General features: G+C 69.5%; 18 protein-coding genes. 9 read left to right on the top strand and 9 right to left on the bottom strand.

Annotated features, from left to right (window positions below):
- Positions 1-46: 46 nt before the first annotated feature.
- On the top strand, positions 47-1,327 hold the full coding sequence (locus R9B84_RS06255; protein ID WP_423759612.1) for a sensor domain-containing phosphodiesterase: 1,281 nt from the start codon (positions 47-49) through the stop codon (positions 1,325-1,327).
- 70 nt (positions 1,328-1,397) lie between these two features.
- On the opposite strand, the gene arfB is transcribed toward R9B84_RS06255, so the two are convergent.
- Genes arfB through recC form a run of 4 tightly spaced genes read right to left on the bottom strand, consistent with a single transcriptional unit; the run spans position 1,398 to position 11,150 of the window.
- On the bottom strand, positions 1,398-1,802 hold the full coding sequence (gene arfB, locus R9B84_RS06250; protein ID WP_423759611.1) for an alternative ribosome rescue aminoacyl-tRNA hydrolase ArfB: 405 nt from the start codon (positions 1,800-1,802) through the stop codon (positions 1,398-1,400).
- Positions 1,799-4,108, bottom strand: a complete 2,310-nt coding sequence (locus R9B84_RS06245; protein ID WP_423759610.1) for an AAA family ATPase — start codon at positions 4,106-4,108, stop codon at positions 1,799-1,801. Before R9B84_RS06245 ends, arfB begins: the two co-directional genes overlap by 4 nt.
- Positions 4,105-7,812: an exodeoxyribonuclease V subunit beta gene (gene recB, locus R9B84_RS06240; RefSeq protein ID WP_423759609.1), complete on the bottom strand. Its 3,708-nt coding sequence runs from the start codon at positions 7,810-7,812 to the stop codon at positions 4,105-4,107. Before recB ends, R9B84_RS06245 begins: the two co-directional genes overlap by 4 nt.
- Entirely contained in the window at positions 7,809-11,150 is a 3,342-nt protein-coding gene (recC, locus tag R9B84_RS06235; protein ID WP_423759608.1) for an exodeoxyribonuclease V subunit gamma, read from the bottom strand. Before recC ends, recB begins: the two co-directional genes overlap by 4 nt.
- A 182-nt stretch (positions 11,151-11,332) precedes the next feature.
- On the opposite strand from recC, the gene R9B84_RS06230 reads away from it, so the two are divergent.
- Both R9B84_RS06230 and R9B84_RS06225 read left to right on the top strand, forming a co-directional pair.
- Positions 11,333-13,624, top strand: a complete 2,292-nt coding sequence (locus tag R9B84_RS06230) for an FUSC family protein (protein WP_423759607.1) — start codon at positions 11,333-11,335, stop codon at positions 13,622-13,624.
- Positions 13,625-13,908: 284 nt separating this feature from the next.
- Positions 13,909-15,276 carry an amino acid permease gene (locus tag R9B84_RS06225; RefSeq protein ID WP_423759606.1) on the top strand — a complete coding sequence of 456 codons (1,368 nt, stop codon included), beginning with the start codon at positions 13,909-13,911 and terminating at the stop codon, positions 15,274-15,276.
- A gap of 147 nt (positions 15,277-15,423) precedes the next feature.
- Here the strand turns inward: R9B84_RS06225 and R9B84_RS06220 are convergent, their stop codons facing one another.
- A complete protein-coding gene (locus R9B84_RS06220; protein WP_096472894.1) occupies positions 15,424-15,585 on the bottom strand; it encodes a hypothetical protein in 162 nt (53 codons plus the stop codon).
- 243 nt (positions 15,586-15,828) lie between these two features.
- On the opposite strand from R9B84_RS06220, the gene R9B84_RS06215 reads away from it, so the two are divergent.
- Genes R9B84_RS06215 through R9B84_RS06205 form a run of 3 tightly spaced genes read left to right on the top strand, consistent with a single transcriptional unit; the run spans position 15,829 to position 19,328 of the window.
- Positions 15,829-16,872 carry a Fe(3+) ABC transporter substrate-binding protein gene (locus R9B84_RS06215; RefSeq protein WP_423759605.1) on the top strand — a complete coding sequence of 348 codons (1,044 nt, stop codon included), beginning with the start codon at positions 15,829-15,831 and terminating at the stop codon, positions 16,870-16,872.
- Positions 16,862-18,550 carry an ABC transporter permease gene (locus tag R9B84_RS06210; protein ID WP_423759604.1) on the top strand — a complete coding sequence of 563 codons (1,689 nt, stop codon included), beginning with the start codon at positions 16,862-16,864 and terminating at the stop codon, positions 18,548-18,550. The genes R9B84_RS06215 and R9B84_RS06210 overlap by 11 nt, the downstream gene beginning before the upstream one ends.
- 4 nt (positions 18,551-18,554) lie before the next feature.
- On the top strand, positions 18,555-19,328 hold the full coding sequence (locus R9B84_RS06205) for an ABC transporter ATP-binding protein (RefSeq protein ID WP_047900268.1): 774 nt from the start codon (positions 18,555-18,557) through the stop codon (positions 19,326-19,328).
- A gap of 46 nt (positions 19,329-19,374) precedes the next feature.
- On the opposite strand, the gene R9B84_RS06200 is transcribed toward R9B84_RS06205, so the two are convergent.
- The 4 genes from R9B84_RS06200 to R9B84_RS06185 form a co-directional block, all read right to left on the bottom strand.
- The gene (locus R9B84_RS06200; protein ID WP_011351482.1) at positions 19,375-19,845 is read right to left on the bottom strand and encodes an Lrp/AsnC family transcriptional regulator; all 471 of its coding nucleotides are present in this window, start codon (positions 19,843-19,845) and stop codon (positions 19,375-19,377) included.
- A 270-nt stretch (positions 19,846-20,115) separates the two neighbouring features.
- Positions 20,116-20,757, bottom strand: a complete 642-nt coding sequence (locus R9B84_RS06195; RefSeq protein ID WP_423759603.1) for an NAD(P)-dependent oxidoreductase — start codon at positions 20,755-20,757, stop codon at positions 20,116-20,118.
- 133 nt (positions 20,758-20,890) lie between these two features.
- Positions 20,891-21,346: an Rrf2 family transcriptional regulator gene (locus R9B84_RS06190; RefSeq protein WP_338639181.1), complete on the bottom strand. Its 456-nt coding sequence runs from the start codon at positions 21,344-21,346 to the stop codon at positions 20,891-20,893.
- Positions 21,347-21,437: 91 nt separating this feature from the next.
- Positions 21,438-21,866, bottom strand: coding sequence for a hypothetical protein (locus tag R9B84_RS06185; RefSeq protein WP_423759602.1), 429 nt, complete (start codon positions 21,864-21,866; stop codon positions 21,438-21,440).
- Positions 21,867-22,057: 191 nt separating this feature from the next.
- On the opposite strand from R9B84_RS06185, the gene R9B84_RS06180 reads away from it, so the two are divergent.
- The 3 genes from R9B84_RS06180 (at position 22,058) to R9B84_RS06170 (ending at position 25,980) form a co-directional block, all read left to right on the top strand.
- On the top strand, positions 22,058-22,393 hold the full coding sequence (locus tag R9B84_RS06180; protein WP_423759601.1) for a hypothetical protein: 336 nt from the start codon (positions 22,058-22,060) through the stop codon (positions 22,391-22,393).
- A gap of 263 nt (positions 22,394-22,656) precedes the next feature.
- On the top strand, positions 22,657-23,850 hold the full coding sequence (locus tag R9B84_RS06175; protein WP_423759600.1) for an ammonium transporter: 1,194 nt from the start codon (positions 22,657-22,659) through the stop codon (positions 23,848-23,850).
- Positions 23,851-24,015: 165 nt separating this feature from the next.
- Complete coding sequence (locus R9B84_RS06170; RefSeq protein WP_423759599.1) at positions 24,016-25,980, top strand: PhoX family protein; 1,965 nt, start codon at positions 24,016-24,018, stop codon at positions 25,978-25,980.
- Positions 25,981-25,995: the final 15 nt, after the last annotated feature.

Raw genomic sequence — 25,995 nt, 5'->3', positions numbered from 1 at the left:
TGGCGGCGCGCCGCCGGCCCGCCGCTCGCCCCTGGGCACCGCTGACATGAAGCCCGCCCGCGACCTATCGCTCGATTCCCTGCTCGAACGCCTCACGCTGACGCCCGGCGGCTGGCACGCCACCTATCGCACCACGACGCTGCGCAGCGTATTCCAGCCCGTGCTGTCGATCACGCACAAGCGCGTCGTCGGGTACGAGGCGCTGCTGCGCGTCGTCGACGCGAACGGTGCGCTGATCTCGCCCACTGCCCTCTTCGACAAGACACGCGCCGACGCCGACGCGCTGCTGCTCGACCGGCTCGCGCGCTGCCTGCACACGGCCAATTTCGTCGCGCAGGGCATCGGCGACGGCTGGCTGTTCCTGAACGTGATGCCGCGCGTGCTCGATTCGGGCCTCGTGCAGCGCGAGTTCGTCGAGGCGCTGTGCCGGCATTTCGGGTTGCCGCCGAACCGCATCGTGCTGGAAGTCATCGAACAGCCGGCGCGCGACGAAGCCGCGCTCGCCCGCACGATCGACATGATCCAGCATCGCGACTTCCTGATCGCGATCGACGATTTCGGCACGGGATTCTCGAACTTCGACCGCGTGTGGCGCGCGCGGCCCGACATCGTCAAGCTCGATCGCTCGCTCGTCGAGCGCACGACCGGGTCGGCCGAGGACCGCCGCATCATGCATCACCTCGTGTCGATGCTGCACCAGGCCGGCGCGATGGTGCTTGCCGAAGGCGTCGAAAGCGACGACGCGCTGCAGGCGCTGATGGAGGCCGACATCGATTTCGTGCAGGGTTTCCAGTTCGGCCAGCCCGACACGTCGATCGCGCACGCGAGCGCGGCCGCGCCCGCGATGCTCGACGCCGCGTGGAAGCGCTTCATCGCGCGCCGGCACACACCGGTCGTCCCCGAGCAGCCGGGCTTCGACGCGATCGAGCGGCTCGTGCTCACCGGCGCGGCCGCGTTTTCCGCAAGCGGCAACCTGCAGGATGCCGCGCAACGCGTGTTCGCGGTGCCGGCCGCGCGCCGCGTGTTCGTCACCGACGAGATCGGCGAGCAGTTCCTGCCGTCGATCGGCGCACGCGCCGACGACGGCCAGGCCATCGCCACCCGCCTCTCGCCGCTGTTCCCGGAAACGCACAGCAACTGGTCGCGGCGCCCGTACTTCCAGCGCGCGATCGCCGCGCCGGGGCGCGTCGCGCTGATGGGCCCGCACTTCTCGCTGACCGAAGGCCGCGACTGCTATACGGCCGCCGTCGCGATCCGCGCGCAGAGCCGGCTCGTCGTGTTCTGCGTCGATTTCGTGCTCGACAGCGCAGGGACCGTGATGCGCTAGCCAGCTGGCGCGGCGGCAGGCATTCGCCCGCGATGCCCGTCGAGCGTGCGGCCCTCCGGCCATCCATTCGTCAGTCGTCCACCTTCCCTCTTCCCGATTTCACCGCGCTGCGGCGCGACTTGTGCTCGAGCCGTCGCTCCTTCGACGCGCGCGTCGGCCGCGTCGCGACCCGTGCGCGCGGCGTGAACGCGACGCCTGCGATCAGCGTGTCGAGTCGCGCCAGCGCGGCTTCGCGGTTCTTCTCCTGCGTGCGGTATTCCTGCGACTTGATCACGACGATGCCGTCGCGCGTGATGCGCTGGTCGGACAGTGCGAGGAGTCGCTCCTTGATGACCGGCGGCAACGACGACGCACGAATGTCGAACCGCAGGTGGATCGCGCTCGACACCTTGTTCACGTTCTGCCCGCCCGCGCCCTGCGCGCGCACGGCCGTCCATTCGACTTCCGCCGGATCGAGCGTATAGCGGATCATCATCGCGAAGCCTCCGTGCGTCGCCGTGCAATTGCCTCGTCGACGCGGGCCGCGAGCCCCGAATCGCGCTGCGTGCGCGTCGCGACCGCCTGCGCCAGCACGCGCCGCGGCCCGATCACCTGCACGCGCGTGCGTGCCCGCGTAACGGCCGTATAGACGAGTTCGCGCGTGAGCACGCGGCCGAACGATGCCGGCAGCACGAGCGCGGCTTCGTCGAATTCCGAGCCCTGCGATTTGTGGACCGTCAGCGCGAACGCCATTTCGTGCGGCGGCAGCGCGGCCGGCGACACCGCGCGCGCGGTGCCGTCCGCACGCCTGAACCACACGCGCAGCACGCCGTGCGCGTCGGGCAACGCGATGCCGATATCGCCGTTGAACAGCCCGAGCGCATAGTCGTTGCGCGTCACCATGATCGGCCGTCCGGTGAACCAGTGCGCGCCCACTGCAAGCGGCACGCGCGCCGCGTGCCGCACGTGCGCGGCCACGAGCGCGTTGACGTGTTCCGCGCCGCGCAAGCCGCTGCGCGTTGCGCACAGGATCCGGAAGCGGTTGAGCGCGTCGAACAGCGGCAGCGGATCGGGCACCGGCGCGGCCAGCACGTCGCGCAATGCATCGAGGTATGCGCCGAACCGCCGCGCGAGCCGCTCGACCGTCGACGACGCGAGCGACTCGCCCGCATCGTCGTGGAACGACGCGGCAGCCGCATCGTCCGCGGGCAGCGAGTCGAGCGCAGCCTGCACGTCACCGCTGCGGATCGCGAGCGACAGCCGCCCGATCGGCGAATCGAGGCCGAAGCGGTAATTGCGTTCGAGCCACACGACGCAGTCGGCGAGCGGTGCCGGTGCGGGCGTGGCGGGCGACGCGGCGGGTTCGCCGGGCAATGTCGACGCCACCGACGCAGGCGCCGCGTCGCCGGCATCGAACGGCGGCAGCTCGACGGCATCGAGCCACCTGAGTTCGTCGACCTCGATCCATGCAGGGGCACCACCCGCATCGCCGATATCGCCGATATCGCCGGCATCGGTCAATACCGGACCCGCGGACGGCAATGGCGCGACGTCGGGCGCGGCAACCGCGTCGTCCTGCGGTTCGTCGTCGAACAGCGACGCCTGTCGCGCATCGGCGCGCGGACGTGATGCCCGTTTGCGTGAAGCGACGGCAGATGCCGAAGCGGAAACCTGGGCCGGTGCCGCAGTGGACACCGGATTCGCAGCAGGCACCGTCGCCGTCGCGGCCTCGTCCGGCACCGGCAACGCCGCGACGAACGCCGCCTCGTCGATGCCGAGCGCCTGCGCGATGCGCGTGCGCGCCGCCGCGGTGAACGCCGGCCGTGCGCTCAGCTCCGCGAACACGGCACCCGCCTCGACCGCCGCCAGTTGATCCTTGTCGCCGAGCAGCACGAGCCGTGCGCCCGGCGCAAGCGCGTCGAGCAGATGCGCGGCGAGCGCGACGTCGATCATCGATGCCTCGTCGACGACGATCAGGTCGTAGGGCAGCGGATTGTCGCGATGATGCCGGAAGCCGGCCGCCCCGCCGCCACCCAGCAGACGATGCAGCGTGTACGACGTGTCGGGCAGGCGCGCCGCGAGTTCGGGCGGCAGGTCGCCGGCTCGTGCATGCAGCGCTTCCTGCATCCGCTGCGCGGCCTTGCCGGTCGGTGCGGCCAGCGCGATGCGCAGCCCCGGGTGCGCGTCGAGCAGACAGGCCAGCACGCCGACGACGGTCGTCGTCTTGCCGGTGCCGGGGCCGCCGCTGACGATCGTCACGCGGCCCGTCAGCGCGACGATCGCCGCGACGCGCTGCCAGTCGACGTCGCCGGTCGCGGGCCCGAAGTAACGCGCGAGGTTGTCGCGCAACCGGTCGGGCGACAGCCCTTCGTCCGGCGCGGCGACGCCGGCCTGCGCCACGAGCGCATCGGCCAGCCGCCGTTCGTAATCGAAATAGCGCGACAGGTACAGGTGGTCGTGCCGGTCGACGATCAGCGGCCGCTCGTCGCCGCGCGCGAGCGTGCCGAACGCGACCACGCCGCTCGCGGCGAGCGCCGCGCGGATATCGTCGAGCGGTTCTTCGTAGCGCTGCGCGAGCGCGCCGAGCGCGACGCACACGTGGCCGCCCGCAGTCGCGCGGCTGGTCGCGAACGCGGCGCGCGCGGCCCAGCGCGCGGCCGCGGCCGGTGCGCCGGCGCGCCGCGCGAGGTCGCCGATGCGGCGCGCGAAGCCTTCCGCGAGCGCAATGCCGAAATCGGCGGGCTCGGGCAGCCGCGCGACGAGGCCGCCGGTAAATTCGAGCGTGTCGTCGGACGCATTCATGCGCGGCCCCCTTCCATCATCCGGTCGAGTGCGTCGACGAGCGCGCGTCCGGGCCGCCGCGCATGCACGCCGGCCGGCTCGCCGCCGCTGCGCCAGTCGGGCCGCACGCCCCGCACGAACAGGTACAGGTAGCCCGCGATATGCGTGTCGTAGTCGTAATCGGGCAACCGCCCGCGCAGGTAGCGATGCAGCGCGACCGTGTAGAGCAGCGCCTGCAGGTGATACGCGTGATCGGCCATCGCGACGTCGAGCGCGCGCGGGCCGTACGCGTCCGGCGTCGTGCCGAGATGGTTCGACTTCCAGTCGACGATCCAGAAGCGGCCGTCGTGTTCGACGATCATGTCGATGAAACCCTTGATGAAACCGGCGAGCATGCCCGCCTCCAGTGCAACGTCCGGGTAGCCGTGCGCGACCAGCAGCCGGCGCAGCGCCGCCAGGTCGAGCGACGGCGCCGGGAACAGGAAACCCATTTCGTCGAGCCGCTTCGCGGGATCGAGATCGGCGAGCCGCATGCCCGGCACGAGCTCGGTGCGCACGACGTCGTCGACGAGCCGCGCCATCATCGCCGGCAGGCGTGTCGCGAGTTCGGGCTCGGCCTCGACCGGCCGGTCGTGCAGCGCACCGAGCGCGGCCTTGTGCCACGACTCCGGCTCCGTGAACCGGCTGAGTTCGAACAGCCGGTGCAGGCACTCGCCCGCCGCCGCGCCGCGCGGAAACACGAGGATGTCGTCAGGCGGTTCGGGCGCAACCGTATCGGCCAAGATGAACTCGCCGTCCGGCGCCACCTCGGCAAGCGCATCGTGGTCGGGCCGCAGTTCGTCGTCGGGCACGGCCGCGACGCCCGCTTCCTCGCGCGCCATCGACGCGGTCAGCGAGCTGAAGCTCGTCATCCGCCACGCATCGCGCAGCACGCGTGCCGCATGGCGCGCCGCGAGCGTCTGCGATGCGTCGTGCCCGGCCGCGAGACGCTCGCGGCGCGCGGGCACCGGCAGCGGCGCGACGCTCACGGGGCCGCCCGCGAGCGCAAGCCACGCGGCATCGAGCGCGGCTTCGTCGGGCGGCTCGTCGAGCCACGCATCGAACGCCTGGCCGGCGCCCGCGACGAGCCAGTTGAGCACGCTGCGCCGCGCTTCGCGCGTCGAACGCGACGACAGGTACGGCCCGGCGACGACGTAGCTGCGATAGACCGCGCGCGTGAGCGCCACGTAGACGAGCCGCGCGCGTTCCGCGGCCTGCTCGCGCAGCGCCTGCCGCGCCGCGTGCGCGGCCGCCTCGTCGTCGCATCCGTAATGCAGCACCGCGTCGCCCGCGTCGTCGTGATACTCGCGCGCATCGGGCAGCGCGGACGCGGGCGGCTCGCGCAACCCGCCGTCGTTCAGGAACGGACAGAACACGATCGCGTATTCAAGACCCTTCGACTTGTGCACGGTCACGATCTGCACGAGGTTGCGATCGGATTCGAGGCGCAACTGCGCTTCCTCGCCGCCGCCGTCGAGCCGTTGTGCAGCGAGCCAGCGCAGCGTCGGCGCGATGCCCGGCTGAGCGGATGCGCGCGCCTGCGTCAGCTCGGCCAGATGGTTGATGTCGGTCACGCGGCGTTCACCGTCCGCGCCGGCCATCAACCGCTCGGCGATCCGCAGCTCACGCGTGAACGTGCGCCACATCACCGCGAAACCGCGTTCGCGCCACAGCAGCCGATACCGCGAGAAACGCTCGACCCAGCTCATCGCGTCGGCACTGTCGGCCGCGGACGCTTCGTGCGACGCATCGCCGTCGCCTTGCTCCATCCGCCACAGCGCGCCGGCATCGAGGCCGAACCAGTCGGCCGCGAGCGCCGCGCGCAAGCGCCGCAAGTCGCCCGGCGCGTCGATCGCCGCCAGCACGCGTTCGAGCTGCTCGGCGTCGCCGGTCGAGAACACCGATGCCTGCGCCAGTTCGACGCTGCCGATGCCCCACGTGGCGAGCACACGTTTCACGAGACTGCCCTGCCGGTGCGTCTGCACGAGCACCGCGATGTTGCCCGGCGACAGCGGCGTGTCGCCCAGCCGCACGCGCCCTTCGCGCGCGCCGCGCATCAGCCGCGCGATCTCGGCCGCGCAGGCCTGGGCGGCCTGCGCCTGCGCATCGCGCTTGAGCAGCGTGCCTTCGCCGCCCGGCAGCGCCCAGACCCGGAAATCGCCGGCCGGGCCCGGATCGGTTTCGTCGACGAACGGCGCACGCACGCGCGTGCCGGCACGCACCGCGTAGTAGTCGAGCCCGTCGAGCACGAACGCGCGCGGATTCGACATGAAGAAGCGGTTGCACGCATCGACGATCGCGGGTGTCGAGCGCTGGTTGACCGCGAGCGTGTAGCACGCGCTCGCGCTCGCGCGTGCCGCAAGATAGGTATGCAGATCGGCCGCGCGGAAACTGTAGATCGCCTGCTTCGGATCGCCGACGAGGAAGAGCGGCCCGCCCGGCGCGAAGATGCGGTCGAAGATCGCGAACTGCAGCGGGTCGGTATCCTGGAACTCGTCGATCAGCGCCGCCGGATAACGCGCGCGCAGCGTCTCGGCGAGCCACGGATGCGCATGCAGCGCGTGGTACAGGTTCGCGAGCAGATCGTCGAACGAGACGACCCGCCGCGTACGCTTGCGCTCGGCCAGTTCGCCCGGCGCCATGTCGAGCCATTCGGCGATCAGCGCGAGCCAGCGTGCGCGCTGCGCGGCTTCGGCCGCGGCCACGGCCGCTTCGAGCGCGTCGGCCACGTCGAAGAACGCGTGTTCGGGTGTCGCGCCGCCTTTTTTCGTCGCTTTCGCAAGCGCGGTGCGCGTGAGCTTCAGTGCGGCCTTCGGCAACGCGGCCGTCGCTTCGCCCTGCGCGAAATGCGCGGCCCACGCGGCGAGTGCATCGGCAACCGCATCGGGCTTGTGCGAGCGCTGGTTGAGCGCGGGCTGCGCGGTGCACAGCAACGCATCGATCGCTTCACGCTCGGCGGCCCACATCCGCGCCGCCTCGGCGAAACATTCGGCCGCGGCGGCCTCGGCCGATTCGTCCGGCTCGGTCACGCCGTCCCAGCGCAGCGCGGCGAGCGGCTTCTTCAGCCGGCGCGCGAGCTGCGCATCGAGCGCGGCCGGGCCGGCGCCCGATTCGACGAGCCAGGTCGCGAAGCCCGGCCAGCGCGCGGCCGCCGGTTCGACGCGCGTGCGCCAGAAGTCCGCCGCGAGCTCGAAGCGCAGCGATGCGTCGTCGGCCTCCATGTCGAACGCGAACGGCATCGCGGCCGCGAACGGCGCTTCCTGCAGTGCGCGCTGGCAGAACGCGTGGATCGTATGGATCGCGGCCTGGTCGAACGCGCGCAGCGCGCGCCGGATCCGCTTCGCGGCCGTCTCGGGATCGAGCGCGCCGTCTTCGCCGAGCGTGGTGTCGAGCAGGCGCGCAATGAAAGGATCGCCACCGTCGTCGCCCGTGTCGAGCACGTGCGCGAGCTGCGCGAGCCGGCCGCGAATCCGCTCGTGCAACTCGGCCGTCGCCGCCTTCGTGAAGGTCACGACGAGGATTTCGTCCGCGCCCAGATCTTTTTCGAGCAGCAGGCGCACATACAGCGCGCAGATGTTCCAGGTCTTGCCGGTGCCGGCCGACGCCTCGATCTGGTTGACGCCGTCGAGCGGGCACGCGAACACGTCGAGTTCGAGCGCCGGCTGCGGCTGCGATACGGCGCTCATGCGACCTCCTTCAGATGTTCGACGAGCGGCTCGAACACGAGCCGCGCGAGCGTGCCGAACGGCTCGTCGAGCGATGCATGCGCGCCGCGCCACGCGATCGCGATGGCCGGATCGTCGGCTTCGCTCACGACGCGCTCATTGATCCAGACGCTCGCGGCCTTGGCGTCGCCGTCGGACACCCTCGCCCACGCGCTGCGCGGGAAGAACCGCAGCGGCATGCGCCGCCCTGCGCGAAACAGCGCGGCAAGCGGCGCGAGCCGTTCGAGCGGCGCCGCGACCGGCGTGAGTTCGAACGCGCCGCCGCTGCCGAACCACAGCGTGCGGCGCGGACCGCCCGGCTCGATCGCGCAGTAGACGAGATGCGCGAGCCACGCGGACAGGTAGTCGCGCGCGCTCGGCCGTGCATAGCGGTAGATGATCTGCCCGGCCGGCGTGAGCCGGTTCAGCGTGCCGTGCAGCTCGAGCGGCGCGCTCACCGCATCGCCCGACAGCATCGCGTCGTCGGCGCCGAACAGCGCCTGTTCCGTGTCGGGCCACGCAGGCACGATGACGAGCGAAAACGGCCGCCGCTCGATGCCGTCGGCCAGCGCGCGGCGCACGTTCGACGCAAGCTGCGCCATCGAGCCGAGCGCCTGGTCGCGCCACACGGCGCCCGTCGCGCCGCCCGGCAGTTCGGGGCTCGCATCGGCAATGCGCAACGCATGATCGTGCGCGGCCCCATCATCCGATTCGATCAGGAGCGGCAGCACGCGTTCGGCGAGCGCGTCGCTGCCGGCGAAGTCGAGCGTGAACGGCTCCCGGTCGAGCAATTCGGCCTGCGCGTCGGCGAGCACGATGCCGAGCCGTGCGCGCAGCAGCGCACGTGCGGGATGACGCCAGAAGCGTTCGAATTCGCTGAACGCGACGGGCTCGACCGGTTCGGCCGGCAGCGGCTGCGCGAAGAACGGCAGTTCGCGCGGCCCGTCGCGCGACGCATCGGCGGCCAGCAGCGACGCGAGCACCGCACGCTCGGCGTCATAGGAAACGAGCCCGCTGCCGGGCTGGAAATACGCGGCCGCGAACGGTTGCAGCGGATGCTCGACGATGAACGCGCGTCGCGCGGCATCGACGGCGTCCGGCGCCGGGTCGGGCCCGGCCGTGACGAGTGCGAGATGGTCGAGCAGTTCGTCGACGAGCGCCGCCGGCGGCAACGGTGCGTTGTCGCGGATGCTGCGGCCCGTGTACGCGATCAGCAGCCGATCGCGTGCGGCGAGCAGCAGGTCGAGAAACAGGTTGCGCTCGTCGTCGCGGCGCTGCCGGTCGCCGAGCTTCGGCAACACGGCCATCAGGTCGAATTCGTCCGCGCGCGCAAGGCTCGGCAGCACGCCGTCGTCCATCCCGAGCAGGCAGACGACGCGGTACGGCAGGCCACGCAAGCTCGTCAGCGACGAGAACGTGACGCCGCCCCACGGCACCCCGCCGCGCGCCGGATCGTCGAGCGCCGCGGTCAGCCCCGCACGGACGACGGCCGCGGGCAACGCTTCGTCGGGCGCACCCTCCGTCATCGCGGCCAGCATCGCGTCGAGCGCGTCGCGCACACCGGCAAGCGCGTCCGCATACGCGGCGCCCGAATCGAAGAAGCGCGCGAGCGTGTCGGCAAACAGCTCGCTCCAGCCGCGCGGCGTATGCGATTCGGCGAGCCGCCGCGCGAAGCCGTCGAGATCGTCGGTAAAGCGCGCGAGCCGGCCGAGCAGCTCGGCCTCGCTGCCCGTGGCGGCCTCGATCGGCAGCCACGCACCGACCGGCGCCGCGCCTTCGGGCATCGCATAACCGAGAAAGAGCCGCGCGAGCGCATCGGAGAACGTATGGCGCGGTGAAGGCACGGCTGCGTCGTCGCTCGCGAGCGGCGACAGCCCGCGCCGCGCGCCGGCAGCCGCGAGCCAGGTCTGCACCGTCTCGAGCGCGGCCGCATCGATGCCGTAGCGCGCAGCCACCGCGTCGACGCGCAGCCATTCGACCAGCTCCGGCGCGCCGACCTGCCGCTCCGGCAATGCGAGCCAGTCGAGCAGCACGCGCGCGACCGGGTTTGCCTGCGACGGCGGCAGGCCGGTGATCCGGTAAGGCACGCGCGCGCCGCCGGCGCCTGCCGTGCCGAACACGGCATCGATCAGCGGCCCGGCCGCCGCGAGGTCGGCCACCGCGACGAGCACGTCGGACGGCTGCAGGCTCGCGTCCGCGTCGAACCACGCGAGCAGCCGGTCATGCAGCACCTCGAGCTGGCGCGCGAGACTGTGGCACACGTGCACCTCGATCCCGCGTTCGGCCGGCGCATCGCCGGCTTCGGCCTCCGGCTGCAGTTCGAGGATCGCGTTCTGCACGCGTGCGAGCCACGTCGGCGCGGGATTCTCGACGAAACGCGCCGCATCGCCCGACGCGGCGCTTTCAGTCAGTTCGTGCAGCATGTGCAGTTGCGCCTGCGTCTGCCGGCCCCACTCGGCGAGCAGCGGATGGCCGACTTCCTGGTAGTCGAGCCGCCCGGCCGCATCGAGCGCCTCGGCATGCGCGGCGGTCACGATGTCGAACCAGAATTCCCGGCACGGGTTCAGCGCATAGACGCGCACGTCGATCCAGCGCGACAGTTCGCGCAGCAGCGCGACGTGCAGCGGCGGCATCGTCGGCAGTGCGAACACGCTGACCGATTCCGGCCAGTCGGCGCGCGCAACCGCATCGGCATCGAGATGGCGCGCTTCGACGAGGAAACGGTGCGCGGGCGGCGTGCCGCTGTCGCTCAGCTCCGCGAGCAGCGCGCGCCACAGCGCGGCCTGCCAGCGCTCGTCGTCGCGCGCGGCGTCGCTGATCCCGCGCGGTGCGCCGTCGCCCGCCAGCACGGATTCGCCGGCCTGCCACGCGGCCAGCCATTCGGGACGATAGGTCAGGTAATGATCGAGCACGGCCGCGACGCGGTGCGCGAGCTCGTAGCGCATCGCATCGTCGGACGCGGACAGATACGCGGCGAGCCGCGGCGACGCGAGCCACGGCGCGCCGCCGTCGGCCGCCTGCGCGAACAGCCGGTAGCAGCGCCACACGAGGCGGTCGGGCGCGAACGGCGAACGCTTGGGCACCTCCATCACGCGGCCGATCTGCGCCCACAGCCATTGCGCGAGATACGTGAACTCGACGTTCGCACACACGCCGTTGCGCGCGGCGATGTCGAGCTCGAGACGGCGGCGCAGCGCCGCGCTCGGCACGATGACCTGCTGCGGCGCCCACGGGCCGTTGCGGGCCGGGAACGCGGCCAGATCTTCGAGCAGCGCGTCGGCCAGCGTTTCGTGACGATTCGAATAGAAGAGATGGAGCATGAGGCAGGCGTCGGGACCTCGCGCCGGCCGGGCCGGGCGAACAGGGTCCCCAAGGATAGCAAATGGGCCGCCGCCGCGAGCCTCGTCCGGAAAGCCAGGTTTTGCGGACCGCGAAATACGATAGACTCGTCGCCAGTCAACATGCCGCCCCCGGGCCTCTTCGTCTGCCATTCAGCCCATCGATGCGCTATTCGGTCGAAATCAGAAAGTTTTTCTACAGCCAGTACTTTTTCGGCGGCCTGCGGATCGCGGTCGGCGTCTCGCTGCCGGCCGTGCTGTGCCTGATCGTGTTTCACAACCGGGAGCTCGGCTTCACGATCTCGACGGGCGCGCTCGGCGCGTGCGTCGTCGACATGCCGGGCCCGCTGAAGTACAAGCACAACGAAATGCTCGCGTGCAGCGTGATCGGTTTCCTCGCCGCGCTCGCCACCGGCCTCGCGACACCGCACATCTTCGCGCTGTGGCTCACGATCGTGCCGCTCACGTTCGTGCTGTCGCTGATCGTCGTCTACGGCAACCGCTGGCCGCAGATCAGCTTCGCGACGCTGTTCATGATGGTGATGACGCTCGAGGAGAAATTCACGCCGCTGCAGGCGTTCGTCAACGCCGGCTGGATTCTCGCGGGCGGCCTCTGGTATACGTACTGGGCCACGCTCGTGTCGCGATGGCAGGCGCGCCGGATCGAGCAGCAGGCGCTGGCCGAGAGCCTGTTCGCGTGCGCCGACTACCTGCTCGCGCGCGCGCAGTTCTACGATCTCGATGCCGATCTCGACGAGTGCTATCGCAATCTCGTCGCCCGGCAGATCACCGCGGTCGAAACGCAGGAAACCGCGCGCGACATCGTGCTGCGCAACCTGCCGAAGCTGCGGCGCGGCAAGCTCGATCCCGGCCGCACGACGATGTACAACCTGTTCATCAACAGCGTCGACCTGCACGAGCTGTTCGTCGGCGCGCACACCGACTACCCGCTCGTGCGCAACACGTTCGGCGGCTCCGATCTCATCATTTTCTACCGCGACCTGATCCGCAAGGCGGCCCGCGATCTCGAGGAAATCGGCCTCGCGGTGCTCGAGAATCGTGCGCCGCATTCGCGGATCAGCGTGAAGGCCGAACTGCGCGCGATCGAGTACGAGATCGAGCTGATGCGCAAGAAGAACTTCGCGGCCACCAACGCGGAAGCGTATGCGGCCGTGCTGTCGACGTTCCGGCGCATCTGGAGCGCGACGCGCCTGATCGAACGGATGCGCCGCAACCTGTCCGGCCACGCCGATCCGCAGCAAACCGAACTGAAGATCGACAAGGCGCTCACGCGCTTCCTGCAGCGCCGCCGGATGTCGCCGCTGCTGATCTTCTCGAACCTGAACATGCGCTCGCCGAGCTTCCGCCACGCGCTGCGCATGACGATCGCGGTGGCGGTCGGCTTCTGGCTCGGCCGGCTGCTGCCGCTCACGAACGCGTACTGGATCGTGATGACGACCATCATCATCCTGAAGCCCGGTTATTCGCTGACCAAGCAGCGCAACGCGCAGCGGATCGTCGGCACGCTGATCGGCTGCGCGGCGAGCATCGCGCTGATCTACACGGTGAAGGAGCCGCACCTGCTGATCGCGTTCATGTTCGGATCGATGGTGATGAGCTACAGCCTGCTGCTGTTCAACTACGCGGCGAGCGTCGTATTCACGTCGTCGTACGTGCTGCTGATGTTCCACCTGCTCGCGCCGGGCAGCATGCGGATCATCGGCGAGCGCGCGATCGACACGTTGGTCGGCTGCATGATCGCGATCGCCGCGAGCCGGCTGTTCCCGTACTGGGAATACCGGCTGATGGGCAAGCAGGTCGCCGACATGCTCGTGGCGACCCGCAAGTATTTCGAAGCCGTGTGGCGCGCCGGTCGCGGTGCGTCGTCGCCGCCCGTGCCCACCGCCGACGGCGCGGCCGTCGTGCCGGTCATCGCCGCGGCGGTCGAGACGCCGGCCACGAGCCTCGACGACGACTACCGCTACCGCCTCGCGCGCAAGGACGTGCATATCGCGTTCGCGAACCTCGGGCAGGCGTTCCAGCGGATGATGATCGAGCCGAAGGCGCATCAGCGTTTCGTGCCCGAGCTGAACGACCTGCTCGTGCAGACGCACGTGCTCGGCGCGCAGATCACGGCCGCCGCGCCGCTGATCCGCAACGCGTGCGCGGCCGACGACAGCCTCGTCCATGACGACGCGCTGCATCGCGGCCTCGCCGCCGTGCTCGACAATCTCGAGAAGGCCGAGGCCGGCGAGCCGCCGCCCGCCGATCAGCTCGAAGCGTCGAAGCAGATCACGCGCGATCTCGACGCGATGGTCGTGTCGGCGGAAAAATCCGATGCGGTCGGCGCCGAGCTCACGCACGACCTGAAGGTGCTCGCGCACCAGTGCAAGCAGATGCTCGCGTCGTCGCTGCTGATCCGCAAGGACGCGAGCGTGATTCGCCTGCCCGCCTGACCCTCCGACTGTTCCCGCCGGTGGCCGGCCCGCGCACGACGCGGCTCGGCCACCGGCGTTCCCCGATTCCACGATCCCCCGAAGCATGACCCGCCCGCTCCACGCCGACGGCGCGCGACCGCCCCACCCTCTATTCCGCTCGTCGCGCCAGTCAGGGAATACCCGATTCCGGTTACCGGGCCCGGCTTGTTATCATTCGTTCACATTCAAGTTGTATAGACAACTTGAGCCAATCGGACCGGCTCCGCTCGCCCGGTCCGTCGCATAACGATATCGGAGACTCGATGAAAAACTTGCAGCGCCACCTGAGCGCGCGGCACATCCGCTTTCTCGCGCTGGGCTCGGCGATCGGCACGGGCCTGTTCTACGGCTCGGCGTCCGCGATCCAGCTCGCGGGCCCGGCCGTGATCCTGGCGTATCTCCTCGGCGGTGCGGCCGTCTACATGGTGATGCGCGCGCTCGGCGAGATGGCCGTACGCGAACCCGTCGCCGGTTCGTTCGGCCACTACGCGACCGAGAACCTCGGCCCGTTCGCGGGATTCGTCACGGGCTGGACCTACACGCTCGAAATGGTGATCGTCGCGATCGCCGACATCACCGCGTTCGGCATCTACATGGGCTTCTGGTTTCCGGATGTCCCGCAATGGATCTGGGTGCTCGGGGTCGTCGCGATCATCTGCGGGCTGAACCTGTGCCACGTGAAGGTGTTCGGCGAGCTCGAGTTCTGGCTGTCGATCATCAAGGTCGGCGCGATCGTCGCGATGATCGGCGGCGGCGTTGCGATCCTGCTGACCGGCATGCACTTCGGCCATTCGGCCGACGTGCCGACGTTCGCGAACCTGTGGAACCATGGGGGCTTCCTGCCGAACGGTGTCGGCGGGCTGATCGCGTCGTTGTCGGTCGTGATCTTCGCGTACGGCGGGATCGAGGTGATCGGGATGAGCGCAGGCGAGGCGAAGGATCCGGAGCGCGTGATTCCGCGCGCGATCAACGCGGTGCCCGCGCGCATCCTGCTGTTCTACGTGCTGACGATGGTCGTGCTGATGTCGATCAGCCCGTGGACGGGCGTCGGCGGCGACGGCAGTCCGTTCGTGCAGATCTTCTCGGCGCTCGGCGTGAAATCGGCCGCGACGATCCTCAACCTGGTCGTGATCAGCGCGGCGATCTCGGCGATCAACAGCGACATCTTCGGCGCCGGCCGGATGATGTTCGGGATGGCGCGGCAGGGCCAGGCGCCGCGCGTGCTGATGACGACGTCGCGGCACGGCGTGCCGTGGGTCACGGTGCTCGTGATGGCGGGCGCGCTGCTGGTCGGCGTGCTGCTCAACTACCTGATGCCGAAGGACGTGTTCCTGATGGTCGCGGCGATCGCGACGTTCGCCACGGTGTGGGTGTGGCTGATGATCCTGCTGTCGCAGGTTGCGATGCGTCGCCGCCTGTCGAACGCCGAAGTCGCGGCGCTGAAATTCAAGGTGCCGTTGTGGCCGGTGGCGCCGGCACTGACGATCGCGTTCATGGGTTTCGTGATCGTGATGCTCGGCTGGTTCGAGGATACGCGTGTCGCGCTGTATGTCGGCGCGGCGTGGCTCGCGCTGCTCGCGGTCGTGTTCTACGCACGGATCCGCCCGAAGTTCGCACCTGCGTCACGTTGACGCACTGCTGACCTGCCTGCGCGGTGCGCCGGTTTCGGCGCCCGCTTCTTTCCCGGCTCCGCGCGGCGACTGCCGCGCCGGAAGCCGCGGATTTCCCCCTTTCGCATGCACGCCGTACGCGGCCCGGCCGGGCCGCGCACCGGCACGTCAGTGCGATGCCGCGTTCGCGGCCTCGGCCGGATGGGCCTCGTCGTACGCGCGTTTCTGCGAAACCGCGTTGTACAGGATCGTCCCGATCACGAGCAGCACGGCCACGACGATCAGGATGCTCACGTTGCGGACAGGGTTCTTCTTGCGCTGATCGTTCATGGTCGGTACGTCTCCGGTCAAATTCGTCGAAGCGGGCATTCTACGCGCTTGCGCCACCGCCGCGACGTCCCGTTTCCGATCCCCGTCCCTGCCTTCGCCACAGCTCGCCGCAAGCTTTCATTTGATAATCGTTCCCATTTCGATCTAGAATCCGGAGTCTTTCATTTTGTAATGCTCCGGGTCGCTCGGGCGGCAGGCGCGCCCCGGAACGCTCCCTCGTCCACCTGCCCCACCGGAGTCTTCATGTCGAATCCGCGCACCCGCCTGCTGCCGCTCGCCGGCGCCCTCGCCCTTGCCGCGGCCGCATTCGCGCCGCTGGCCCATGCAGCCGAGGAAGTGAGCCTGTACACCACCCGCGAGCCGAAGCTGATCCAGCCGCTCATCGACGCGTTCACGAAGCAGAGCGGCGTCAAGGTCAACACGGTGTTCGTGAAGGACGGCCTGCTCGAGCGCGTGAAGGCCGAAGGCGCGCAATCGCCGGCCGACGTGCTGATGACGGTCGACGTCGGCAACCTGCTCGATCTCGTCGACGGCGGGCTCACGCAGCCGGTGCGCTCGAAGGCGCTCGACGACGCGATTCCCGCGAACCTGCGCGGCGCGAACGGCGACTGGTATGCGCTGTCGCTGCGCGACCGCGTGCTGTACGTCGAAAAGGACCTGAAGGTCGACGCGTTCCGCTACGAGGATCTCGCCGATCCGAAATGGAAGGGCAAGGTGTGCATCCGCTCGGGCCAGCATCCGTACAACACGGCGCTCGTCGCCGCGATGATCGCGCACGACGGCGAAGCCGCCACCGAAAAGTGGCTGCGCGGCGTGAAGGCGAACCTCGCGCGCAAGGCGACGGGCGGCGACCGCGACGTCGCGCGCGACATCCTCGGCGGCATCTGCGACGTCGGTCTTGCGAACGCGTACTACGTCGGTCACATGAAGAATGCCGAGCCGGGCACCGACGCGCGCAAGTGGGGCGACGCGATCAAGGTCGTACGGCCGACGTTCGCGAACGCGAAGAGCGGCGGCACGCACGTGAACATCAGCGGCGCGACGGTCGCGAAACACGCGCCGCACAAGGCCAACGCGGTGAAGCTGCTCGAATACCTCGTGTCGCCGGAAGCGCAGGCGCTGTATGCGCAGGCGAACTACGAATACCCGGTGCGCGCGAACGTGAAGCTCGACCCGGTGATCGCGAGCTTCGGCGCGCTGAAGGTCGATTCGCTGCCGCTGGCGGACATCGCGAAGCATCGCAAGCAGGCGAGCCAGCTCGTCGACAAGGTCGGCTTTGACAACTGATGCATCGTCCGCCGGCGCGCGCCGCCAGCCGTACCGGCCGCGCCTGCGGCCGCGCGCGGGCAGCCTGTGGCTGCTCGCGGCGCTGGCGATCGCCGCGGCAGTCGCGGCGCCGCTCGCGGTGCTCGTGGCCGCCGCGTTCGACGCCGATCTCGCGCACTGGCGGCATCTCGCCGAATTCGTGCTGCCGCAGGCGCTCGTCAATACGCTGCTGCTGCTCGCGGGCGTCGGCGCGATCGTGTCGATCGTCGGCACGGGCTGCGCATGGCTCGTCACCGCCTACGACTTTCCCGGCCGCCGGATGCTGACGTGGGCGCTGCTGCTGCCGCTTGCGGTCCCCACCTATATCGTCGCGTTCGCGTACCTCGACCTGCTGCACCCGATCGGCCCCGTCCAGGGTGCGATCCGCTGGCTGCTCGGCTTCGACAGCCCGCGCCAGTTCCGGCTGCCCGACCTGCGTTCGCTGCCCGGCGCGATCTTCGTGCTCGGCTTCGTGCTGTATCCGTATGTGTACCTGAGCACGCGCGCGATGTTCGTCACGCAGTCCGCGAGCCTGCTCGAAGCCGCGCGCACGCTCGGCGCGGGGCGCATCGCGACGTTCTGGCGCGTCGTCGTGCCGCTCGCGCGGCCCGCGATTGCGGTCGGCGTGAGCCTCGCGCTGCTCGAAACGCTGAACGACATCGGCGCGTCGGAATTCCTCGGCGTGCAGACGCTGACCGTGTCCGTCTACACGACGTGGATCACGCGCTCCGATCTCGCCGGCGCCGCGCAGATCGCGCTCGCGATGCTCGCGATCGTCGTCGGCATGATCGTGCTCGAACGCTACGGACGCCGCCGCCAGCGCTACGCGCATGGCCGGCGCATGCGGCCGATCGCGCCGCACCGCCTGACGGGCGCGGCCGCGTTCGGCGCCGCCGTGCTCGGCTGGCTGCCCGTGCTGCTCGGCTTCGGCGCGCCGGCCGCGTACCTCGCGGTCGAGACCGGCAAGCGGCTGCATCTCGTCGGCGGCGTGTCCGCGCAGTTGATGACGGGGCTCGCGAACACGCTGACGATCGCCACCGCCGCGACCGCCGCGACGCTCGCGTGCGGGCTCGTCGTCGCATGGGCCGCGCGCGCGCAACGCGACAGCGCCCGCGCGGGCCCTGCCCGCGTCTGTGCACGGATCGCGAGCCTCGGCTACGCGGTGCCGGGCACCGTGCTCGCGATCGGCCTGCTGATCCCGTTCGCGGCGGCCGACCGGCTGTTCGGCACCCTGCTCGGCCGCGACGGACTGATGCTGATGGGCTCGGCGACCGCGCTCGTGATCGCGTACACGGTGCGCTTTCTCGCGATTCCGGCCGGCAGCATCGAGGCCGGCCTCGCGCGCATTCCGCCGTCGCTCGAACAGGCATCGCGCTCGCTCGGCGAGACGGCCGGCGGCACGCTGCGCCGCGTGCACCTGCCGCTGCTGCGGCCCGCGCTCACGACGAGCGCGCTGCTGGTGTTCGTCGACGCGATGAAGGAACTGCCGGCGACGCTGCTGCTGCGTCCGCTGAATTTCGACACGCTCGCGACCTGGCTGTATGCGGAAGCCGCGCGCGGCACTTATGAGGAAGGCGCGGTCGCCGCGCTCGCGATCGTGCTGGCCGGGCTCGTGCCCGTGATCCTGCTCGCCCGCACCCGCCACAAGATCGGAGCCTGAACCCGTGAACCTGCTCGAACTCGACGACCTCTGCGTCGCCTACGACACGCCGCAAGGCCGCCGCACGGTGGTCGACGGGCTGAGCCTCGCGCTGCCGCGCGGCGACATCGGCTGCCTGCTCGGCGCATCGGGCTGCGGAAAAACCACCGTGCTGCGCGCGATCGCCGGCTTCGAACCCGTGCGCATGGGGCGCATCGTGCTGGATGGCGCGCCCGTCGCCGCGCCGTCGCTCGACGTGCCGCCTGAGCGGCGGCGCATCGGCATGATGTTCCAGGACTATGCGCTGTTCCCGCACCTGAGCGCGGCCGACAACGTCGCGTTCGGCCTGCGTCGCATGCCGAAGGCCGAACGCCGTGCGCGCGTCGCGGACATGCTCGAACTCGTCGGCCTCGCCGAATCCGGCGGCGCCTATCCGCACGAACTGTCGGGCGGCCAGCAGCAACGTGTCGCACTCGCGCGTGCGCTCGCACCGTCGCCGGAGTTGCTGCTGCTCGACGAACCGTTCTCGAATCTCGACGTCGATACGCGCGAGCGGCTCGCGTTCGAGCTGCGCGACATCCTGAAGCGCACGGGCCATACCGCGATCCTCGTCACGCACAACCAGGCCGAAGCGTTTGCGATCGCCGACCGGATCGGCGTGATGAAGGACGGGCAACTCGCACAATGGGACACGCCGTATGCGCTGCATCACCATCCGGCCAGCCCGTTCGTCGCGGATTTCGTGCGCCGCGACGCGCTGGCCGACGAACGGGCGCGCGCACTGGCGCGCGGCCGCTGAACCGGCGCCGCCCGCGCGATCCGCAACGGTGCCGCGCTGTACCGCGTCAAGCCGGCTCGGCAAGATCGCGCACGGGCAGCGCGGTCGAATACTTGATCTGCTCCATCGCGAACGACGAGCTGACGTCGAACAGCGGCACCGCGCGAATCAGCTGCTTGTAGACGCGGTCGTAATCGTCGATGCCGGCGACGACGACGCGCAGCAGGTAATCGGTCTCGCCGCTCATCCGGTAGACCTCGACCACTTCCGGCATGTCGCGCACGGCCTGCGTGAAACGCTGCGCCCATTCCTCGGTGTGCTGGTTCGTGCGAATCGCGACGAACACGGTCGTGCCGACCCCGAGCTTGCGCGGATCGCACAGCGCAACCTGCGCGCGAATCGCGCCGGTTTCCTTCAGCCGCTGCACGCGCTTCCAGCACGGCGTCTGCGACAGGTTCACGCGCTGCGCCAGTTCCGCGATCGGCAGCGTGGCATCCGCCTGCAACAGCTCCAGCAGCTTGCGATCGATGGCGTCCATTTCTCCAGTCCCTCGTAGATAGAAATTTATTCTATGCATCCTGCACAACGGGGAACAATATGGAAACCGCCTGTCTGCGTCGACCGGTATAAATACCAATCCGGTACAAGAATCCGCTGCGCGCACGATCGCGCGCCGGCACGCGTCCGACCAAGCGAAAAAAGGCGACTCCACCCGTCAAGGTGGAATCGCCTCGAGTGCCGCCCGTTGCGGCTCGCGCGCCGCGGCCGGGTCGGGCTGGCGCCCACGCGGCGCCAGCCGCCAAATCGCTCAATACGCGACCGTCGCGATCTCGCGCACGAAGCTGCCTTGCTCGAGCGCATCGACGAACGCGACCGCGTAGTCTTCCGCCGAGATCTTGCTGTTGCCCTGCGCGTCCACGATCAGCGTGCCGACACCCGTGCGGAACGTGCCCGTGCGCTCGCCCGGCGCGATCATCGCGGCCGGCGCGAAGAACGTCCAGTCGAGATCGCCGGCCGTCTTCAGGTAGTCGAGCGCATCGCGGTGCGCGAGCGCGACCGCCTTGTACGCTTCCGGGAAGCCTTCGCTGTCGACCAGCTGCTTGCCGGGCGCGACTTCGAGCGAACCGGCGCCACCCACCACGACGAGCCGCTTCAGGCCCGCCTGACGCGTGCCGGCGACCAGCGCCTTGGCCACCGCGACGACCTTCGCCGCATCGTCCTGCTTCGGACCGTACGCGCTCGCGACGACGTCATGGCCCGGCAGCGCGGCCGCGATGCTGGCCGCGTCGAACAGGTCGGCCGCCTTCGCGATGATGCCGTTGCCGGCCGCGCCGGGGTTGCGCGACAGCGCGGTCACGCGATGGCCGCGCCGCGCGGCTTCCGCTGCGATGCGCGAGCCGATCATGCCGGTGGCGCCGAACAGCGCGATATTCAAGGTACGTTGCGTCATATCGATTCTCCACAAATAAAAAATATGTAACTTGATTGATTACACATAAGACCGAAAAAAACGGGGCAAATCCCCCGTTGCGCCGATCGCCGCGCCTGCGCGCCGCCCGGCTTCCTGCCCTGCCTGCCGCCGGTCACCCGCCGGCGCGCCCCGCGTGTTGCGTGCGCTGCTCCGAATCCAGCACGTCGGCCGTGACGTCGGCAAGCGTGCGCGTGGCGAGCGATGCCTCCATCGCGCGCTGCGCGTCGCCGATGTAGTCGATCAGCACGCCCTGGATGTGCCGCCCGACGAGACACGCGGGATTCGGCGCCTCGCGGTGCAGCGCGAACAATTGCGCATCGTCGACCGCGCGATACACGTCGAGCAGCGTGATCTCGCCGGGCTCGCGCGCCAGCAGCGCACCGCCGCCCGCGCCGAGCTGCGACGTGGTCAGCCCCGCGGCCGCCAGCATCGACAGCAACCGGCGGATCAGTGCCGGATTCGTGTTCACGCTGCCCGCAATGATGTCGGACGACAGCGGTACGCCTTCCTGCATCGACAGCAAGGCGAGCACGTGAACGGCAAACGCGAACCGGCTGCTGGTATTCATTCCTGACTCACTCGACGACGCCGGCCCATACTCCGGCCGGCGACAATGTGAAACTATGATAGTTACATTTTGCGGATTGTGCAAGCCCGCATCATTCTCCGCTTGCGGGCTTCGCGCCCGAAGCGTTCTGCTGGCTCCACTGCTGGAGTTTCTTGCCGGCTTCCGCGATCTTCGCACCGGCTTCCGACGCCGCATGCGCGACGACCGCGGAAGCCGCTGCGTCGATCTGCGCTTGCGCAGCCGATGCGAGGCCGCTCGCGGACAGCGGCGGCACGGCCGACGCCGCGGACGCGATACCGGCCTTCGCGGCGTTGAGCTGCTGGTTGACGGTGCTCGCGACCTGGTCGAGCGCCTTGGCCGCATTGTTCGCGGCATCGGCGGCCGCGCTCGCGGCCGTATCGGGTTGGGCGACCGGCGCGCCGGACTTCTCGCAGCCCGCGAGCAACAGCAGCGCACCGGCAGCCACGGCTGCCAGCGCGAACCCGGGCACGCGACGCGCCCGCGATGTCTTCATGTTCATCAGCAATCTCCGGCCGCGCATCGCACGGCCTCGTGGTTGGACCGACGTCGATGATACCGCCTGTGGAACAGGTCCAATGGCGACCCGCGATTAAAAATGCCTTTCAATTTCGGACTCGTCTGATTCAATCGCAGACGCGACGCCACTAAAGTGGGCACGCTTCAATCCGCTCCGGACGTGCCCCTTTTCTCATGGATTTCCTCGTCAACTGGCTCATCGCCCTGGCCGCGCTGCTCGCCGCCACCCTGTTCCTGTGCCTGCGCCGGCCGTCGGCGCGCCGCCTGGCCGAGGCCGGACGCCCGCGCCGCGTCGCGTCCGCGCGCCTGCTCACGCAGGCCGTGATCGGCTTCTGGACGGCCGCGCTGATCGTCGTGCAAGGCATCCTCGGCCCCGACGGCGACGGCCAGTCGCTCGCGGGCTTCGCGGCGCTCGCGTTCGCCGCGCTCGGGCTGACGACCGTCGCCGCGTACTGGTCGGCTTGCGCGTTGCGGCTGCGCCGGCCGCGCGAACTGTTCGCGCGCCACTGACGCGCCAGATCGGTGCGCAGCGGCACACACCGACGCACCACGACGCACCTGCCCGCACATCGCTCGCACCAGTTCCGCACGCACCGCACCACGCACGTGCACGAATTGCGCCCCCGGCTCGCGCCGCGCGTGCGCCGATACCGGGCGCGATTCACCGGAATGCCGCGCCGCATGGTGCCAGAGCACCAATTCCGCGCGACCGTTCACCAAGTTGGCTCGATACTTGCGTTCCTCGCCCGTTTTTTGCGCAAGGAAGCCTCGCCATGGTTGGTCTGAAATCCGGCGTCGACACACTGTTCCTGTTGATCGGCGCCGTCATGGTGCTCGCGATGCACGCGGGTTTCGCATTTCTCGAACTCGGCACGGTCCGCAAGAAGAACCAGGTCAACGCGCTCGTGAAGATCCTGGTCGACTTCTCGGTATCGACGCTCGCGTATTTCTTCATCGGCTACACGATCGCGTACGGCGTCGAGTTCTTCGACGACATCGGCACGCTGTCGCAGCACAACGGCTACGCGCTCGTGCGCTTCTTCTTCCTGCTGACCTTCGCGGCGGCCATTCCCGCGATCGTGTCCGGCGGCATCGCCGAGCGCGCGAAGTTCAACCCGCAGCTCGTCGCGACGCTGATCATCGTCGGCTTCATCTATCCGTTCTTCGAAGGGATCGCGTGGAACGAGCGCTACGGCGTGCAGGCCTGGCTCACGCATGCGTTCGGTGCGCCGTTCCACGATTTTGCGGGCTCGGTCGTCGTGCATGCGTTCGGCGGCTGGGTTGCGCTGCCGGCCGTGCTGCTGCTCGGCGCGCGCCACGGTCGTTATGCGAAGGACGGCCGGATCGCCGCGCACCCGCCGTCGAACATCCCGTTCCTCGCGCTCGGCGCATGGGTGCTCGCGGTCGGCTGGTTCGGCTTCAACGTGATGAGCGCGCAGACGCTCGACAAGATCAGCGGCCTCGTCGCGGTGAACTCGCTGATGGCGATGGTCGGCGGCACGCTCGCCGCGTGGATGGCCGGCCGCAACGACCCGGGCTTCACGTACAACGGGCCGCTCGCGGGCCTCGTCGCGGTGTGCGCGGGCTCCGACGTGATGCACCCGATCGGCGCGCTCGTCACGGGCGCGGCGGCCGGCGCGCTGTTCGTCGCGATGTTCACCTGCGTGCAGAACAAGTGGCGCATCGACGACGTGCTCGGCGTGTGGCCGCTGCACGGGATGTGCGGCGCGCTCGGCGGCATCGCGGCCGGCGTGTTCGGCCTGCCCGCGCTCGGCGGTCTCGGCGGCGTGTCGTTCCTGTCGCAGCTCGCCGGCACGCTCGGCGGCATCGCGATCGCCACCGCCGGCGGCACGCTCGTCTACGGCGCGCTGAAGGCGACCGTCGGGCTGCGCCTCGACCGCGAAGCCGAATTCGACGGCGCTGACCTGTCGATCCACCGCATCTCGGCAACGCCCGAACGCGACTGAGCACCTGACGGACGCCCGACACGTCATTACGTTTTCAATTCAAAAAACTTTCATCGAGCGTCCTTACACTTCCGTCCAGTTTTCAATTTGCCTTCGCGAAGCTTGCCGATCGCCTGCTTCCGTTTCGCGAAGGCCATTCTTCCAACAACTGAAACTGGACTCCACATGCCCGCGTTGCCCAATGCTGCCCGTCGTCAGGCCCTGAAGATCCTCGCCGGCGCGCCGATGCTGCCCCTTTCCGGCCTCGCGCTGCCGGCCTTGCTGACGGGCTGCGGCGGCGACGACAATCCGGCGTCGACGCCGGCCCCGGTCGCTGCCGCCTATACGTCGGCGGCGTTCTCGGCGATGGCCGCGCCCACGCTCGACAACGCGGCCGCGATGGCCACGACGACGGTCGGCTCGACGCTGTCGGTGTCGTTCTCGGACGGCTCGTCGCGCAACTTCAAGCTCGCGTACCGGCCGTTCTTCGTGACGGGCGACATGGTGCCGGACGGCAAGGGCGGCACGACGCTCGCGGGCGGCTACTACGACATCAACAACCAGCCGATCATCGACCGTTCGGTAGCCGGCAAGGAGCGCCAGTTCTATTCCGACTGCCCGGACGGCAACTCGCTGCTCACGCTGAAGAACGCCAACGTGCCCGGCGTGAAGGGCAACACGGTGTTCGCGGTCGTGCAGTTCGAATACACGACGCGCGACCAGGCGAGCGCATCGCAGTATGGCCAGTTGCCGTCGCCGATCGCGGTGCTCACGCTCGACCAGGATCCGGCCACCGGCGCGCTGAAGGTCGTCAAGTACCACAACGTCGACACGTCGAAGGCGCACGGCCTGTGGATCACCTGCGGCGCGAGCCTGTCGCCGTGGGGCACGCACCTGTCGAGCGAGGAGTACGAGCCGGACGCGACCAAGGCCGCGACCGACGCGCAGTTCAAGGCGTTCAGCAAGAACACCTTCGGCGACGAAACGAAGGCGAACCCCTACCACTACGGCCACCTCCCCGAGATCACCGTGAATCCGGACGGCACGGGCACCGTGAAGAAGCACTACTGCCTCGGCCGCATCTCGCACGAGCTGATCCAGGTGATGCCGGACCAGCGCACCGTGATGATGGGCGACGACGCAACCAACGGCGGCCTGTTCATGTTCGTCGCCGACAAGGCGGCCGACCTGTCGGCCGGCACGCTGTACGTCGCGAAGTGGACGCAGTCGTCGTCCGCCGGCGCGGGCACGGCGACGCTCACGTGGATCAGGATCGGCCACGCGACGAGCAGCGAGATCGAAGCGCTCGCGAACACGCTGAAGGCGTCGGACATCATGGACCTGACGACCACCGACCCGAACGATGCGAGCTACACGAAGGTCCACTTCGGCGGCAAGTTCAACTGGATGCGCGTGAAGCCGGGGATGGAAAAGGCGGCCGCGTTCCTCGAGACGCACCGCTACGCGGCGCTGCTCGGCGGCAGCATGGCGTTCACGAAGCTCGAAGGCACGACCGTCAACGCGAAGGACAAGATCGTCTACACGGCGATGTCGCGGATCGAGACGTCGATGGTCAAGGGCAACGCGGTGTCGCGCGACGTCGCGGTCGACAAGAAGATCGCCGCGGGCGCCGTCTACGCGCTGAACCTGAAGGGCAGCCAGCGCGACACGACGGGCAGCGCGATCGACAGCGAATGGGTGCCGGTCGACATGGGCGCGCCGGCCGCGCTCGTCGGCGAGGATCTCGCCGCGGCCGACGGGCTCGGCAACCTCGCGAACCCGGACAAGATCGCGAACCCGGACAACCTGAAGTTCTCCGAAAAGCTGCGCACGCTGTTCATCGGCGAAGATTCGGGCATGCACGTGAACAACTTCCTGTGGGCCTACAACGTCGACACGAAGTCGCTCGTGCGCGTGCTGTCGTGCCCGGCCGGCGCCGAATCGACGGGCTTGCACGCGGTCGACGAGATCAACGGCTGGACCTACATCATGAGCAACTTCCAGCACGCGGGCGACTGGGAATCGCCGCTGCACGACAAGGTCAAGCCGACGCTCGACCCGCTCGTGCGCGCGAACTTCAAGGACCGCTTCGGCGCCAGCGTCGGCTACCTGACGGCCGAGCAGACCGGCATCAAGCTCGCGAAGGCCTGATCGCTTCGCACGAGG

Origin of the sequence: Burkholderia sp. NLJ2 (assembly GCF_049487195.1) — a bacterium.
Taxonomy (GTDB): domain Bacteria; phylum Pseudomonadota; class Gammaproteobacteria; order Burkholderiales; family Burkholderiaceae; genus Burkholderia; species Burkholderia pyrrocinia.
The sequence above is the reverse complement of the archived record's forward strand: the minus strand, read 5'-3'. Positions and strand labels throughout refer to the sequence as shown.